Raw genomic sequence first — 13406 nt, 5'->3', positions numbered from 1 at the left:
GTGCCTGGTTTTCGTGCGCAGGTGTTACCGAGGAGCACCTTTGGTGCGTTTGTAAGTGGGTATTTCTGTAATCCGGACTTGGCATGGGGGTTTGGCGGCCTTTCGGTCAAGGCCTGGCCGAATGCCCTGCAAGCCGCGCCATATCTGCCTGCTGAAAGAATTCAGACGAAAGCCATTCTCGCCTGGCCCGGTTATTGCCATCTGGAAATCACTGAATGCAGCAACGCCTTCTTTCACCCCAGGCGCGCTGGCCGTCATTCGTGTAGTCCACCTCCTTACAAAGGTAGTTTTATGAGCGGTAACAATTCCAACGACCTCGCTCAGGGGCTCAAGCAACGGCATGTGACCATGCTGTCCATTGCTGGCGTGATCGGCGCCGGTCTGTTCGTCGGCTCCGGCCACGCCATTGCCGCTGCCGGCCCTGCCGTACTGCTGGCCTACGCCGCCGCCGGTACCCTGGTGGTGCTGGTGATGCGCATGCTCGGCGAAATGGCGATTGCCTCGCCTGACACCGGTTCGTTCTCCACCTATGCCGACCGCTCCATCGGGCGTTGGGCGGGTTTCACCATCGGCTGGCTGTACTGGTGGTTCTGGGTCTTGGTGATCCCGCTGGAAGCCAACGCCGCCGCAGCCATCCTGCATGCCTGGTTCCCTGCGGTCGATCTGTGGGCGTTCTCGCTGCTGATCACCCTGGCGCTGACCCTGACCAACCTGTGCAGCGTGAAGAACTACGGCGAGTTCGAGTTCTGGTTCGCCTTGCTCAAAGTACTGGCGATCATCGGCTTCATCGTCGTTGGTTGCGCCGCCATGTTCGGCATGGTGCCCAGCAGCCAGGTCAGCGGTGTCAGCCACCTGTTCGACACCCAAGGCTTCATGCCCAATGGACTGGGCGCCGTGCTGGCAGCCATGCTGACCACCATGTTCTCGTTCATGGGTACCGAGATCGTTACCATCGCGGCTGCCGAATCGAAAGATCCAGGCAAGCAGATCAGCCGCGCCACCAACTCGGTGATCTGGCGTATCTGCCTGTTCTACCTGGTGTCGATCTTCCTGGTCGTGGCCCTGGTGCCGTGGAACGATCCAGCCCTGGCCGAGACCGGTTCGTACCAGACCGTGCTGAGCATGATCGGCGTGCCGAATGCCAAGCTGATCGTCGATATCGTCGTGCTGATCGCCGTTACCAGCTGCCTGAACTCGGCGCTGTACACCTCCTCGCGCATGCTGTTCTCGCTGAGCAAGCGTGGCGACGCCCCGGCTGTGGCCCAGCGCACGACCAAGGCCGGTACTCCGCACTGGGCAGTGTTGCTGTCTACTGCTGCGGCCTTCCTTTGCGTGTTCGCCAACTTCGTCGCACCGGCGCAGGTGTTCGAGTTCTTGCTGGCCAGTTCCGGTGCTATCGCTTTGCTGGTGTACCTGGTGATTGCCGTATCGCAACTGCGCATGCGCAGCCAGCGCGAAGCGCGTGGTGAGAAGATCGACTTCAAGATGTGGCTGTTCCCCGGCCTGACCTGGGCGACCATTGCCTTCATCATTGCCGTGCTGGTGGTTATGGCGATCCGTCCGGATCATCGCGCCGAGATCGTCGCTACCGCGTTGCTGAGCATTGGTGTGGTGGCAGCGGGTCTGCTGGTGCATCGCAAGCGCAAGGCTGATGAAGCGGCGGGTCGGGTGGCGCTGGATAACTGATCCAGGCTGCTTGAACGCAAAAGGCCGCGCCCTGTGAAGGGTGCGGCCTTTTTGTTGGGCTGTGCGGGCCTGTTCGCGGGCAAGCCCGCTCCTACAGGATTGCATGCTACCTGTGGCAGCGGGCTTACACCGCGAGGAGGCCGTTAAAGCGCTTCAGCCAAACTGTTTTTGCTGTTGCTGCTGCTTGGCCACCACCTCGGATGCGGCGATGTAGGCTTGCTGGAACTCGTCGCTCTCCAGCCAGGCCATGGTGGTGTCTTCGTCGGCGCCGTCCAGCCAGGTGCGATAGGCGGTGAACACCAGCACGATGTAGTCGGTGGCGTGCTCTTCCTTGTGGCCCTTGAGCACCAGCGCCAGCAGCGGGTCGACCAGGAACACCGAGATCATCGCGACCAGGCCGCTCTCCTGGGCCACCTTCATCTTCTCGAACAGCTCCTTGTAGCTGTCCGACTCCATGGCCTTGTTGAACACCTGCTCGATGCTGGCGCTATCGCCAGCGCTGGCCTTGACCGCTTGGCCGCCACGCACCATGCGGTTTTGCTTGGCCTTGGAGGCGGCGCGCTTGGCGCGTTTCTGTTGTTTGCTGTTGGAGGCCATGGTGAGCAGGTGTCCTTGGAAGGCGGAAAATGTGCGTATTGAATCGCACTTGCCGGTGAAACCCAAGCGACATGCGACGGTCTCAGGCAGGCTGTCGGACATTTGGCAGTTGCCCCTTGAGGATTTCACGGATGAAAACAGCAATTTCGTTCGGCCTGTTGGCTGTGGCGCTTTCTGGTTGCGGCAATATCGCCGCGGTCAAGTCGTTCAACACCCCCTATGGCTCGCCGACCGCGGGTGACACTGCGCGCTTGCGAGTGATCGCCAATGGCATGGTGCGCGCAGTACCCGGCAAGGATTGCGTGGACTGGTACAGCCCTGGAGCCGGGGTGATCGCAGTGCCGCAGAAAGGCTTCGCCGACCGCAATGGCGAATCTCTGGGCATGCCCACTGGCGCCGCAGTGGCGCAGGGCGATGTGGTCAGCGAAGTGCTGGTGCCGGCAGGCAAGCCATTTACCCTGCACTTTCTCGACGGTGGGCGCACCAGCTACAACAGCGTGACCAACTGCCTCGGGATGTTCTACTTCGTCCCGCAGAAGGGCGCCGACTATGAGGTAGTCTTGCGCGGTTACAGCGGCTGTGGGGTGAAGCTGCAGCAGTTGGGGGTGGATCAACCGGTGCAGGCCACCAAGGCGGAGTACTGCAGCGCCATTGCCAACTTCTGAGTGAAGTTGGCTTTTGCGGGCTTATCGCGGGGGCAATCCTGGGCCTACAGGGGGTCATGCAGCTGGCGCTTCATCCTCTTCAAAGCCCCGTGATGCACGTCCCACCAGCAACGGATCCGGCGCATGCGCCACGCTCAGGTCCTTGCCTGGGTAATCCAGCGAATGCAGGAAGTGCCGGATGCAGTTGATTCGGGCGCGCTTCTTGTCATCGGACTTGATCACCGTCCATGGCGCATCGCCGGTATCGGTGTGGAAGAACATCGCCTCCTTGGCGGCGGTGTAGTCGTCCCATTTATCCAGCGACTTGATGTCGATCGGCGACAGCTTCCAGTGCTTGAGCGGATCGTCGCGCCGCGAGATGAAGCGCCGTAGCTGCTCCTCGCGATTGACCGAGAACCAGTACTTGAACAGCAAGATCCCGCTGTTGCACAGCATCCGCTCCAAGTCTGGCGCCTGGCGCATGAATTCCAGGTATTGCACCGGCGTGCAGAAATCCATCACCCGCTCGACCCCGGCGCGGTTGTACCAAGAGCGGTCGAAGAAGACCATTTCTCCCGACGTGGGCAGGTGCTGGATGTAACGCTGGAAGTACCACTGGCCCTTTTCCTGCTCGGAAGGCTTCTCCAGCGCCACGATGCGCGCGCCACGCGGGTTCAAGTGCTCCATGAAGCGCTTGATGGTGCCGCCCTTGCCAGCCGCATCACGCCCCTCGAACAGCACGACTACGCGCTGGCCGGTGTCCTTCACCCAGCTTTGCACCTTGAGCAGCTCGATCTGCAGGGCGTGCTTGGCCTTCTCGTAGTCGTTGCGGCGCAGACGGGTGACATACGGGTAGTTGGCGGGCAAGCGAGCCGAGGTGCTGTCCTCGTTGCTGCCCTTGCGCGCAGTGGCCACCTGCAACGCGGCAGGCTGCTGGCTGACCGTGATGATCGAGCTTTCGCCTGTGGCCTTGGCCGCTGGCTTGCGCTGGCGAGGGCGGCGCGTGCGCGGGGGTGGGGTGACGCTGGGCGTGGCCTCGACGCTTGGCGCGGCGGAAAGAAGCGGGGTGGATTCGTCGCTCATGGAAGTCCTTGCGGGTCGATTCGAGTGTCCACCTGGCATGCTAAGGCGTTTTCGCGAGCGGCTAGTTGATTGGGGTCAAGAAGGGGAGGGGATTGGGGTGGCGGCTGCTGTGCAGCCATTCGCGGGAAAGCCCGCTCCCACAGGGTGGTTGGTGGGGGCTGGATAAAACTCGGGCAATAAAAAAACCCTGAATCTTTCGATTCAGGGTTTTAGTGTTTTGGTGCCCAGAGACGGAGTCGAACCGCCGACACGAGGATTTTCAATCCTCTGCTCTACCGACTGAGCTATCTGGGCAACGGGGCGCATTAAAAGGCTTTTTCAGGTTTGCGTCAACGACTTTTTGAAAATTTTTTAAATTAATTCCGTCGCTTACGATTTTGCTGGGTCATTCGGCCGGTGGCACGTAGCCGTCAGCCTTGGCGTAATCCTCGCCGGAGAAGTATTTGTCCATCTCCTGCTGGAGGAATTTGCGGTCCTCGGCATTCATCATGTTCAGGCGCTTCTCGTTGATCAGCAGGGTCTGGTGTTTCTGCCACTCATCCCAGGCCTTCTTCGAGATGTTGTCGAAGATGTCCTGGCCTTTGGCCCCTGGGTACGGCGGGCGCTCAAGGCCAGGCAGCTGTTCGTGGTATTTGCGGCAGTTCACGGTGCGGGTCATCGGGGCTCTCCTGCAATCAATTGGTCGGCCGCGCGTTTGAGCAGCTTCTTGACCGGGGCGGCGAGGCCCAGGCGCGGCGGGGTGGCGAGGTTATACCAGAGCCAGTCAGGCTCGGCCACGTGCGCGCCGAGCGGATCGACACGGACCAGCCAAGGCTCGATGGCCAGCTGGAAGTGGCTGAAGGTATGGGTCAGGCCATCGAGGGCCTGGCTGCCGGTCAGGCGCAGGCCGTGCTGGTAGGCCAGGTCATCGAGCTGCTCCAGGCTGTCTAGCTCGGGCAGGCTCCACAAGCCGCCCCACAGGCCGCTGGAAGGGCGCCGGTAGAGCAGGATGGCGCCTTCTTGGTTGGCCAGGATCGGCATCAGCGTGCGCCGCTGTGGCAAGGTCTTGCGCGGCTTGGGCTCGGGGTAGTGAGTCTCCTGGCCGAGCAAGTGCGCCTCGCAGCCGCGCTGGAGCGGGCAGATCAGGCAGCTGGGCTTGCTGCGCGTACACAGGGTTGCGCCCAGGTCCATCATCGCCTGGGTGTAGTGGTTGGCGCGGGCGTGTGGGGTGTAGCGCTCGGCAGTGGCCCACAGCGCGTTGGCCACCTTCGGCTCCCCCGGGTAGCCGCCCTGGGCGCTGTAGCGGGCCAGTACGCGCTTGACGTTGCCGTCGAGGATCGGCGCGCGGATGCCCATGCTGATGCTGGCAATGGCGCCGGCCGTTGAGCGACCAATGCCAGGCAGCTCGGTCAGCTGCTCGACACTACGCGGGAATTCGCCGCCATGCTGGTTGACCACGATCTGCGCGGCCTTTTGCAGGTTGCGCGCGCGGGTGTAGTAGCCAAGCCCGGTCCACAGGTGCAGCACTTCGTCTTCCGGTGCCTCAGCCAGGGCCTGCACGGTCGGCAGGGCCTGCATGAAGCGGTCGAAGTAGTTGAGCACGGTGCTGACCTGGGTCTGCTGCAGCATGATTTCCGACACCCACACCCGGTAGGGGTTGATGCCCTGTTGCCAGGGCAGGTCGTGGCGGCCGTGCTGGTCGTACCACTCCAGCACTGCGCTGGAGAACTGCTGGGGGCTCATCGCTTGAACAGCCCCTTGAGTGCGTCTTTCAATTCCGGGCTCACTTTGTCTCCGAGTTTCTCGTCGAGCTTTTCATCGATCTTGTCTTTCAGGCGGTTGCCGGCGAGTTTGGCGGCAACCTTGCCCAGGCCGTCCTGATCCAGGCGGCAGGCCTTGGCGCCAAGCTCCAGCGGGCCACGGCAGCGCAGCGGCACTTCGACGCCGACATAGCGCTCGTTGACCTGGCAAGCCGGGTCGGGCATGGCACGCTGATCGCCTTCGACCACTACGCCGATCCGGTAGTCCATGCCCAGCACGCGCAGGTCCAGGTCGCCCTGGCCGTTGACGGTCAGGCCGGGGATGCGTGCCTTGAGGTCAGGGTTGCTGGCCACGCCATTGCGCAGCACCAGGCTGCCTCGCAGTTCCTCGAACGGCGTGTCCTTGCCGCGCGGCTCACCGCTGAGCGACTTGCGGTTGAGGGTGGCGATGGCCTGGCACAGCTGCTGCTCCAGGTTGGCGTTGACCAGTACACCATCATTGATGGTGAAGCTGGCGTTGCCGTTGAGCGTATCGACCAGGGCCTTCTGGCTGTTGCCGGTGGCGGTCAGGTCGCTGTTGAGGGTCAGCAGGCCTTTGACTGGCGGCGTCTGGTCAGGGCTTTCGGACTTGATGAAGTGCTCGACCGGCACCCGGTTGATCTTGGTGTTGACGCCGATTTGCGGCACCGCCGGGCGTACATCGAGGGTGCCCTTGGCTTCGAAGCTGCCGTTGTACAGCCCGCCACGCAGGGTTTCCAGGGTCACCAGGCCGCCCTGGCCTTTGGCCTTGAGCTGGGCGTCAGTGATGGGCAGCTTGTCCAGGGTCAGCGCGCCGAAGCTGAGCTCGGCTTGCAGATCGAGGGCGCGCAGGCGATCGACCGGCAGCAGCTTGTCGTTGCTCCAGGCCACCTGGGTCGGGGCGTTAGGCAGGGGTGAACTGCCAGCGCCGGCCACGGCGGTGGTTTCCTGCTGCTTGACTTCGGCCTGGCGCGCAGCGGTGGCGCCCTTGGCTTGTTCGCTCTTGGCCGGGAAGTAGCGATCGGCGTCGAACTTGTCGCCTTTTAGCTGCAGGCGCAGGGCTTGCTTGGCGAAGTCTTCGATTGCCACGCGGCCGCTGAAGGTGCTGTCGTCCAGTTTCACCGCCAGGTCTTCCAGCGCCAGGCTGTTAGGGCTACCCGCCAGGCGGCTGACCAGCTCCAGCTTGCCGAAAGCGGCTGGATCGGCAGTGGCGGGCAGCGGCTGGCCGATGCCGTCGAGGAAGGTGCGCAGGTCGAATTGGGCAATCGACAGCCCGCCGCTGACCTGTGGCGTCTTGTCCAGCTCACGCACATTCAGCTCGCCAAGCGCGCGCAGCTGGTTGGCGGAGACCTTCAGGCCATTCCACGAGGCGACATTGGCCGCCATGTCGACCAGCAGTTGGCCTTGGGCGTTGAAGGTCAAGGTCTTGCCAGCCAGCGGTTCGCCCGAGGTTTCGCCGGACAGGCGCATGTCTTCGAGGTTGTAGCGCTTGAGCTTACGGTCAAAGCGCAGTTCGCCGGTCAGCTCGGTGCGGGCTTTGATGTTCGGCTGCGCGGCGCTGAGGAAGGCGCTGGCCTTCAGGGCAATGTTCGCCCCTTCATGCACCGGGCCGGTGCTCAGCTGGATGCTCTCGGCGCTGACGCTCTGGCCAGTCTTGGCATCGGTGTATTGCACGCGGGCGTTGTTCACCGTCAAGCTGTCGATATCCAGCTTGACCGAACGTTCGCTGGCGTTGTCGGCTGCTGCGGACTCGCCCGCGGGCGTTGCAGCGGGGGCGTTGGGCGTGCTGGCGCTGGCATCTTGCGCCGGCAGTGGCTTGCCGATGTCTTGCCAGTTGCCGTGGCCGTTCTCATCGCGGACCAGGTTCAGGTTCAGGCCTTCGACCCGGACATCGCTCATCTGCACTTCGCGGCGCAGCAACGGCAGCACGCGCACCGACAGACCGAGCATCTGCAGGTCGGCGAACGGCTCTTTAGGCTTGTTCAGGGTGGCGATGCTGGCCTCATGCAATTCCAGACCGAGCCAGGGGAACAGGCTCCAGCCGATATCGCCATTGAGGGTCAGCTCGACGTGGGCCTTGTCGCGCGCCAGTTGGCGAATCTCGTCTTTATAGTCGTTGGGATCGAAGAGGTGGGTCAGGGCGAAGCCCAGTGCCACGATGATCAGCAGCAACCCGAGAAGTCCCAGCCCCAGGATTTTGCCGAACGCTTTCATGGGCGAGTCCTTGTAGTCCGATTTTTGAAAATTCAAGCGCCAGAGTATAGCGCCGCGACTAGCTGCCCTGAGTATTCGACTAGAGATACAGGGCATTTCCTACTAATTGAGCAGATTACACAGGATCGTGCAGGCGCGGGCTGGTCCCGCGATAGGGTCAGCGCGGGTGGATAACGCGCGGGATTTCGACCGCCGCCACCCGGACAGTTCCTCGAATGGGCTCAGCTGTTGAAAAAATAACGATATCAGTTTGCTTTCATTGAGCGATTCAGCTGGTAATCTTGCGCCGCTTTCGGAGCATAACGCGACCTTTTGTCGCGGATGCCGCCACGTTAACGGCCGGGCCATGCCTTGGTGCACTTGGATAAGAGCCGCACGTCACATCCGCAAAGCACAGCCCACCTACAAGAGGAACAACCCATGAACAGCAGTATCACGGCAGGGGAGTTGGTGCGTGCGCCCAGCTTCCTGTCGAAGGAGCGCATCATCGCCCGCCCGGGCTTCAACCGCTGGCTGGTACCGCCGGCCGCCCTGGCGATCCACCTGTGCATCGGCATGGCCTACGGCTTCTCGGTGTTCTGGCTGCCACTTTCGCAGGCCATCGGCATCACCGCGCCAGTTGCCTGCTCGGCTGACATGGGCTTCGTCGCCCGGCTGTTCAGCGCCGAGTGCGACTGGCCGATCTCGATGCTGAGCTGGATCTACACGCTGTTCTTCGTGTTCCTCGGTTGCTCCGCCGCCGTGCTGGGCGGTTGGCTGGAACATGCCGGCCCGCGCAAGGCTGGCCTGGTGTCGGCGCTGTGCTGGTGTGGCGGCCTGCTGATTTCGGCGATTGGGGTGAAGACCCATCAGCTGTGGCTGATGTGGCTGGGTTCGGGGGTGATCGGCGGGATCGGCCTGGGCCTTGGGTACATTTCGCCAGTGTCGACGCTGATCAAGTGGTTCCCGGACAAGCGCGGCATGGCGACCGGCATGGCGATCATGGGCTTTGGCGGCGGGGCGATGGTCGGTGCTCCCCTGGCCACTGCGCTGATGGGCCATTTCGGCAGCGCGCAGGAAGTCGGCGTGTGGCAGAGCTTCGTCGCCATGGCGGTGATCTACTTGGTGTTCATGACCGCTGGTGCCCTGGCCTATCGCGTGCCGCCGACCGGCTGGAAGCCTGAGGGTTGGACGCCACCTGCGAAAAAGGCCAATGCGATGGTCACTGACCGCCATGTGCATGTCAGCGTGGCCTGGAAAACGCCGCAGTTCGCCCTGGTCTGGCTGGTGCTGTGCCTGAACGTTTCGGCGGGTATCGGCATCCTCGGCATGGCTTCGCCACTGTTGCAGGAGGTGTTCGCCGGCAAGCTGCTGGGCAACGAGCTGAGCTTCAGTGAGCTGAACGCCGCGCAACTGGCGCAGATTGCCGCGATCGCCGCAGGCTTCACCGGCCTGCTGAGCCTGTTCAACATTGGTGGGCGGTTCTTCTGGGCGTCGTTCTCCGACTACATTGGCCGCAAGAACACCTACTTCGCCTTCTTCGCCCTGGGCGTGGGCCTCTACAGCCTGGTGCCGAACATGGGCCACCTGGGCAACGTGGCGCTGTTCGTCGCTGCGTTCTGCATCATCCTGTCGATGTATGGCGGCGGCTTCGCCACGGTGCCGGCGTACCTGGCGGACCTGTTCGGTACGCAAATGGTCGGTGCGATCCATGGTCGTCTGCTGACTGCCTGGGCGGCGGCGGGCGTGCTTGGGCCGGTGCTGATCACCTATCTGCGTGAATCGCAGCTGGCGGCGGGTGTGGAGCGGGCTGCGGCCTACGACATGACCTTGTACATCCTCGCTGGCCTGCTGGTGCTGGGCTTTATCTGCAATGCACTGGTGCGGCCGGTGGCGGACAAGTACTTCATGACTGATGCAGAACTCGCCGCTGAGCGGGCGCTGAGCCATGACAAAGGCGCCGATGGCGCGCGTTCGCTGGAATGGCATGCGGCGCCGGGCAGCCTGCCGTTGGTGCTGGTGGCGTGGGCCGTGGTGGTTATTCCGCTGGCCTGGGGCATCTGGGTGACCTTGCAGAAGACCGCTGTACTGTTCCATTGATGTAGACAGCAGCAGCTCTATCGCGGGGCAAGCACGCTGCCACGTTGCGCTTCAGATCTGTAGTGACGGCGTGGCAGCGGGCTTGCCCCGCGCTGCTTTGCACAGCCATATGTCATCCGCGTTTCAAGCGGGCGCGTTCTAGGCCTATAATGGCAGCCTTTTCGCCCAATGATTTTGCGGAGCTGGTGATGGTCGAACGTAAGGCTTCCGTCGAGCGCAATACCCTGGAAACCCAGGTGAAGGCCTCGATCAACCTCGATGGCAGTGGCAAGGCCCGATTCGATATCGGTGTGCCTTTCCTTGAACACATGCTCGACCAGATCGCCCGGCATGGGCTGATCGATCTGGACATCGAGTGCAAGGGCGACCTGCACATCGATGATCACCACACTGTCGAAGACGTCGGCATCACCCTCGGCCAGGCATTCGCCCAGGCCATCGGTGACAAGAAAGGCATCTATCGCTACGGCCATGCCTACGTGCCGCTGGACGAAGCGTTGTCGCGCGTGGTCATCGACTTCTCCGGCCGCCCAGGCCTGCAGATGCATGTGCCGTACACCCGCGCCTCAGTTGGCGGTTTCGATGTCGACCTGTTCCAGGAATTCTTCCAAGGCTTCGTCAACCACGCCCTGGTGACCCTGCACATCGACAACCTGCGTGGGCACAACACCCACCACCAGATCGAGACCGTGTTCAAGGCCTTCGGCCGCGCGCTGCGCATGGCCGTGACCCAGGACGAGCGCATGGCCGGGCAGATGCCGTCGACCAAGGGATGCCTGTAAATGCAGACGGTAGCCGTAATCGACTATGGCATGGGCAACCTGCACTCGGTGGCCAAGGCGCTTGAGCACGTTGGCGCCGGCAAGGTGCTGGTCACCAGTGACGCTGCGGTGATCCGCGAGGCCGACCGGGTGGTGTTCCCAGGTGTCGGCGCGATTCGCGACTGCATGGCCGAGATCCGCCGCCTGGGCTTTGACAGCCTGGTGCGCGAAGTCAGCCAGGACCGGCCGTTCCTCGGTATCTGTGTCGGCATGCAAGCGCTGCTCGAACACAGTGAAGAGAACGACGGCGTCGATTGCATCGGCCTGTTCCCTGGCCAGGTGCGTTTCTTCGGCAAAGACCTGCAAGAAGATGGCGAGCACCTGAAGGTGCCGCACATGGGGTGGAACGAAGTCAGCCATGCGGTCGAGCATCCGCTGTGGCATGACATCCCCGATCGTGCCCGCTTCTACTTCGTCCACAGCTACTACATCCATGCTGGCAAGCCCGGCCAAGTGGTCGGTCGCGGCCACTATGGCGTCGACTTTGCCGCAGCGCTGGCCGAGGGCTCGCGGTTTGCCGTGCAGTTCCATCCGGAGAAGAGCCATACCCATGGCTTGCAACTGCTGCAGAACTTCGTCGCCTGGGATGGGCGCTGGTAAATGAGCAAGTCGCGGACCAAGGCCCCGATCATTACCCTGGCCCCCGAGCAGGAGCGCGAAGCGCTCGACACGCTCAAGCGCTTCCTGGAAGACCGCTTCGAGCTTGAGCTGGGGTCGTTCGAGGTGGCCGAGGTCCTTGACCTGTTCAGCAAGGAAATTGCACCCCACTACTACAACAGGGCGATTGCCGATGTTCAGCTGCACCTCAAGGAGCGGTTCGAGAGCATCGAAAGCGACCTGTGGGCGTTAGAGAAGCCCTGAAATCCACCGATTAGACAGGTTCCCAAGATGCTGATTATCCCCGCTATCGATCTCAAGGATGGTGCCTGCGTACGCCTGCGCCAAGGCCGCATGGAAGACTCCACGGTGTTCTCCGATGACCCGGTGAGCATGGCCGCCAAATGGGTTGAGGGTGGCTGCCGTCGCCTGCACCTGGTCGACCTCAATGGTGCCTTCGAAGGCCAGCCAGTCAATGGCGAAGTGGTGACTGCCATCGCCAAGCGCTACCCGCACCTGCCGATCCAGATCGGCGGCGGCATTCGCTCGCTGGAAACCATCGAGCACTACGTCAAGGCCGGCGTCAGCTACGTGATCATCGGCACCAAGGCGGTCAAGCAGCCTGAGTTCGTCGCCGAGGCGTGCAAGGCCTTCCCAGGCAAGGTCATCGTTGGTCTGGATGCCAAAGACGGCTTCGTCGCCACCGATGGTTGGGCCGAAGTCAGCTCGGTGCAGGTCATCGACCTGGCCAAGCGTTTCGAGGCCGATGGCGTCTCGGCGATCGTCTACACCGACATCGCCAAGGACGGCATGATGCAGGGCTGCAACGTGCCGTTCACCAAGGCCCTGGCCGAAGCCACCCAGATCCCGGTGATCGCCTCCGGCGGCATCCACAACCTGGGTGATATCAAGGCCCTGCTCGACGCCAAGGCTCCAGGCATCATCGGCGCCATCACCGGCCGGGCGATCTACGAAGGTACTCTGGACGTCGCCGAGGCCCAGGCCTTCTGCGACACATACCAAGGCTGAGGACACGACATGGCACTGGCCAAGCGCATCATCCCTTGCCTGGACGTGGACAACGGCCGGGTGGTCAAGGGCGTCAAGTTCGAGAACATCCGCGATGCCGGGGATCCGGTTGAGATCGCGCGTCGGTACGATGAACAGGGGGCCGACGAGATCACCTTCCTCGACATCACCGCCAGCGTCGATGGCCGTGACACCACCCTGCATACCGTCGAGCGCATGGCCAGCCAGGTGTTCATCCCGCTGACCGTCGGCGGTGGCGTACGTACCGTGCAAGACATCCGCAACCTGCTCAATGCCGGTGCCGACAAGGTCTCGATCAACACCGCTGCGGTGTTCAATCCGGAGTTCGTCGGCGAGGCTGCGCAGCGCTTTGGTTCGCAGTGCATCGTGGTTGCCATCGATGCCAAGAAGGTGTCTGCGTCGGGCGAAGCGCCGCGCTGGGAGATCTTCACCCATGGTGGGCGCAAGCCGACCGGATTGGATGCGGTGGAATGGGCGAAGAAGATGGAAGGCCTGGGTGCCGGTGAGATCCTGCTGACCAGCATGGATCAGGACGGCATGAAAAATGGCTTCGATCTGGGCGTGACCCGCGCCATCAGCGACGCGCTGGGGATTCCGGTGATCGCTTCGGGAGGTGTGGGTAATCTGCAGCACTTGGCTGACGGGATTCTGGAAGGGCATGCCAGCGCGGTGTTGGCGGCGAGTATCTTCCACTTCGGCGAGTACACCGTGCCTGAGGCCAAGGCCTACATGGCTGCGCGCGGGATCGTCGTTCGCTAAGACTGACCTGCATAGCGCTCGCAAAAGCGCTATGCAGTGCGACTGCTACGTGGGGTGCGTCGCAGCTGCTTCGTGGGAGCTGGCGCGTGGGAGCGGGCTTGCCCCGCGATTGCAGTGGA

At 62.7% G+C, this 13406-nt stretch carries 13 protein-coding genes and 1 tRNA gene; 8 read left to right on the top strand and 6 right to left on the bottom strand.

Going from position 1 to position 13406, the window contains the following annotated elements:
• Positions 1 to 291 precede the first annotated feature (291 nt).
• Positions 292 to 1686 carry a GABA permease gene (gene gabP / locus ACF8K2_RS06330; RefSeq protein WP_186552802.1) on the top strand — a complete coding sequence of 465 codons (1395 nt, stop codon included), beginning with the start codon at positions 292 to 294 and terminating at the stop codon, positions 1684 to 1686.
• Positions 1687 to 1839: 153 nt separating this feature from the next.
• Here gabP and ACF8K2_RS06325 read toward each other — a convergent pair whose 3' ends face one another.
• A complete protein-coding gene (locus tag ACF8K2_RS06325) occupies positions 1840 to 2283 on the bottom strand; it encodes a hypothetical protein (RefSeq protein ID WP_186553220.1) in 444 nt (147 codons plus the stop codon).
• 131 nt (positions 2284 to 2414) lie between these two features.
• Here ACF8K2_RS06325 and ACF8K2_RS06320 point away from each other — a divergent pair, with 131 nt between their 5' ends.
• Positions 2415 to 2948, top strand: coding sequence for a hypothetical protein (locus ACF8K2_RS06320; protein ID WP_392463942.1), 534 nt, complete (start codon positions 2415 to 2417; stop codon positions 2946 to 2948).
• 54 nt (positions 2949 to 3002) lie between these two features.
• Here ACF8K2_RS06320 and ppk2 read toward each other — a convergent pair whose 3' ends face one another.
• The 5 genes from ppk2 to ACF8K2_RS06295 form a co-directional block, all read right to left on the bottom strand.
• On the bottom strand, positions 3003 to 4010 hold the full coding sequence (gene ppk2, locus ACF8K2_RS06315; RefSeq protein WP_225915631.1) for a polyphosphate kinase 2: 1008 nt from the start codon (positions 4008 to 4010) through the stop codon (positions 3003 to 3005).
• Positions 4011 to 4228: 218 nt separating this feature from the next.
• Positions 4229 to 4304, bottom strand: a tRNA-Phe gene (locus tag ACF8K2_RS06310).
• A gap of 91 nt (positions 4305 to 4395) precedes the next feature.
• Positions 4396 to 4668 carry an oxidative damage protection protein gene (locus ACF8K2_RS06305; RefSeq protein WP_186552800.1) on the bottom strand — a complete coding sequence of 91 codons (273 nt, stop codon included), beginning with the start codon at positions 4666 to 4668 and terminating at the stop codon, positions 4396 to 4398.
• Positions 4665 to 5732: an A/G-specific adenine glycosylase gene (mutY, locus tag ACF8K2_RS06300; protein WP_392463937.1), complete on the bottom strand. Its 1068-nt coding sequence runs from the start codon at positions 5730 to 5732 to the stop codon at positions 4665 to 4667. Before mutY ends, ACF8K2_RS06305 begins: the two co-directional genes overlap by 4 nt.
• Positions 5729 to 7981 (bottom strand): AsmA family protein, encoded by a 2253-nt coding sequence (locus ACF8K2_RS06295; protein WP_392463935.1) that lies wholly within the window; start codon positions 7979 to 7981, stop codon positions 5729 to 5731. Before ACF8K2_RS06295 ends, mutY begins: the two co-directional genes overlap by 4 nt.
• A gap of 420 nt (positions 7982 to 8401) precedes the next feature.
• On the opposite strand from ACF8K2_RS06295, the gene ACF8K2_RS06290 reads away from it, so the two are divergent.
• From ACF8K2_RS06290 to hisF, 6 genes are all read left to right on the top strand, one after another.
• On the top strand, positions 8402 to 10060 hold the full coding sequence (locus tag ACF8K2_RS06290; protein WP_264235265.1) for an OFA family MFS transporter: 1659 nt from the start codon (positions 8402 to 8404) through the stop codon (positions 10058 to 10060).
• 188 nt (positions 10061 to 10248) lie between these two features.
• A complete protein-coding gene (gene hisB, locus ACF8K2_RS06285; protein WP_186552796.1) occupies positions 10249 to 10842 on the top strand; it encodes an imidazoleglycerol-phosphate dehydratase HisB in 594 nt (197 codons plus the stop codon).
• Positions 10843 to 11481, top strand: a complete 639-nt coding sequence (gene hisH, locus ACF8K2_RS06280; RefSeq protein WP_186552795.1) for an imidazole glycerol phosphate synthase subunit HisH — start codon at positions 10843 to 10845, stop codon at positions 11479 to 11481. It abuts the gene before it with no gap.
• Positions 11482 to 11742 carry a DUF2164 domain-containing protein gene (locus tag ACF8K2_RS06275; protein ID WP_186552794.1) on the top strand — a complete coding sequence of 87 codons (261 nt, stop codon included), beginning with the start codon at positions 11482 to 11484 and terminating at the stop codon, positions 11740 to 11742.
• 27 nt (positions 11743 to 11769) lie between these two features.
• Positions 11770 to 12507 carry a 1-(5-phosphoribosyl)-5-[(5-phosphoribosylamino)methylideneamino]imidazole-4-carboxamide isomerase gene (gene hisA / locus ACF8K2_RS06270; protein ID WP_264235266.1) on the top strand — a complete coding sequence of 246 codons (738 nt, stop codon included), beginning with the start codon at positions 11770 to 11772 and terminating at the stop codon, positions 12505 to 12507.
• A 9-nt stretch (positions 12508 to 12516) separates the two neighbouring features.
• A complete protein-coding gene (gene hisF / locus ACF8K2_RS06265; RefSeq protein ID WP_264235267.1) occupies positions 12517 to 13287 on the top strand; it encodes an imidazole glycerol phosphate synthase subunit HisF in 771 nt (256 codons plus the stop codon).
• The last annotated feature ends 119 nt before the right edge of the window (positions 13288 to 13406 follow it).

This window comes from Pseudomonas sp. xss_2, assembly GCF_043104195.1.
Classification (GTDB): Bacteria; Pseudomonadota; Gammaproteobacteria; order Pseudomonadales; family Pseudomonadaceae; genus Aquipseudomonas; species Aquipseudomonas urmiensis.
Note: the sequence above shows the minus strand (reverse complement) of the source record. Positions and strands in the feature narration are given on the sequence as shown.

Bases quoted from the DNA above. Each gene is read 5' to 3' on its own strand.
- mutY (WP_392463937.1), bottom strand. From the start codon at position 5,732: ATGAGCCCCCAGCAGTTCTCCAGCGCAGTGCTGGAGTGGTACGACCAG.
- gabP (WP_186552802.1), top strand. From the start codon at position 292: ATGAGCGGTAACAATTCCAACGACCTCGCTCAGGGGCTCAAGCAACGG.
- hisA (WP_264235266.1), top strand. From the start codon at position 11,770: ATGCTGATTATCCCCGCTATCGATCTCAAGGATGGTGCCTGCGTACGC.
- hisB (WP_186552796.1), top strand. From the start codon at position 10,249: ATGGTCGAACGTAAGGCTTCCGTCGAGCGCAATACCCTGGAAACCCAG.
- ACF8K2_RS06320 (WP_392463942.1), top strand. From the start codon at position 2,415: ATGAAAACAGCAATTTCGTTCGGCCTGTTGGCTGTGGCGCTTTCTGGT.
- ppk2 (WP_225915631.1), bottom strand. From the start codon at position 4,010: ATGAGCGACGAATCCACCCCGCTTCTTTCCGCCGCGCCAAGCGTCGAG.
- hisF (WP_264235267.1), top strand. From the start codon at position 12,517: ATGGCACTGGCCAAGCGCATCATCCCTTGCCTGGACGTGGACAACGGC.
- ACF8K2_RS06305 (WP_186552800.1), bottom strand. From the start codon at position 4,668: ATGACCCGCACCGTGAACTGCCGCAAATACCACGAACAGCTGCCTGGC.
- hisH (WP_186552795.1), top strand. From the start codon at position 10,843: ATGCAGACGGTAGCCGTAATCGACTATGGCATGGGCAACCTGCACTCG.
- ACF8K2_RS06290 (WP_264235265.1), top strand. From the start codon at position 8,402: ATGAACAGCAGTATCACGGCAGGGGAGTTGGTGCGTGCGCCCAGCTTC.
- ACF8K2_RS06295 (WP_392463935.1), bottom strand. From the start codon at position 7,981: ATGAAAGCGTTCGGCAAAATCCTGGGGCTGGGACTTCTCGGGTTGCTG.
- ACF8K2_RS06275 (WP_186552794.1), top strand. From the start codon at position 11,482: ATGAGCAAGTCGCGGACCAAGGCCCCGATCATTACCCTGGCCCCCGAG.
- ACF8K2_RS06325 (WP_186553220.1), bottom strand. From the start codon at position 2,283: ATGGCCTCCAACAGCAAACAACAGAAACGCGCCAAGCGCGCCGCCTCC.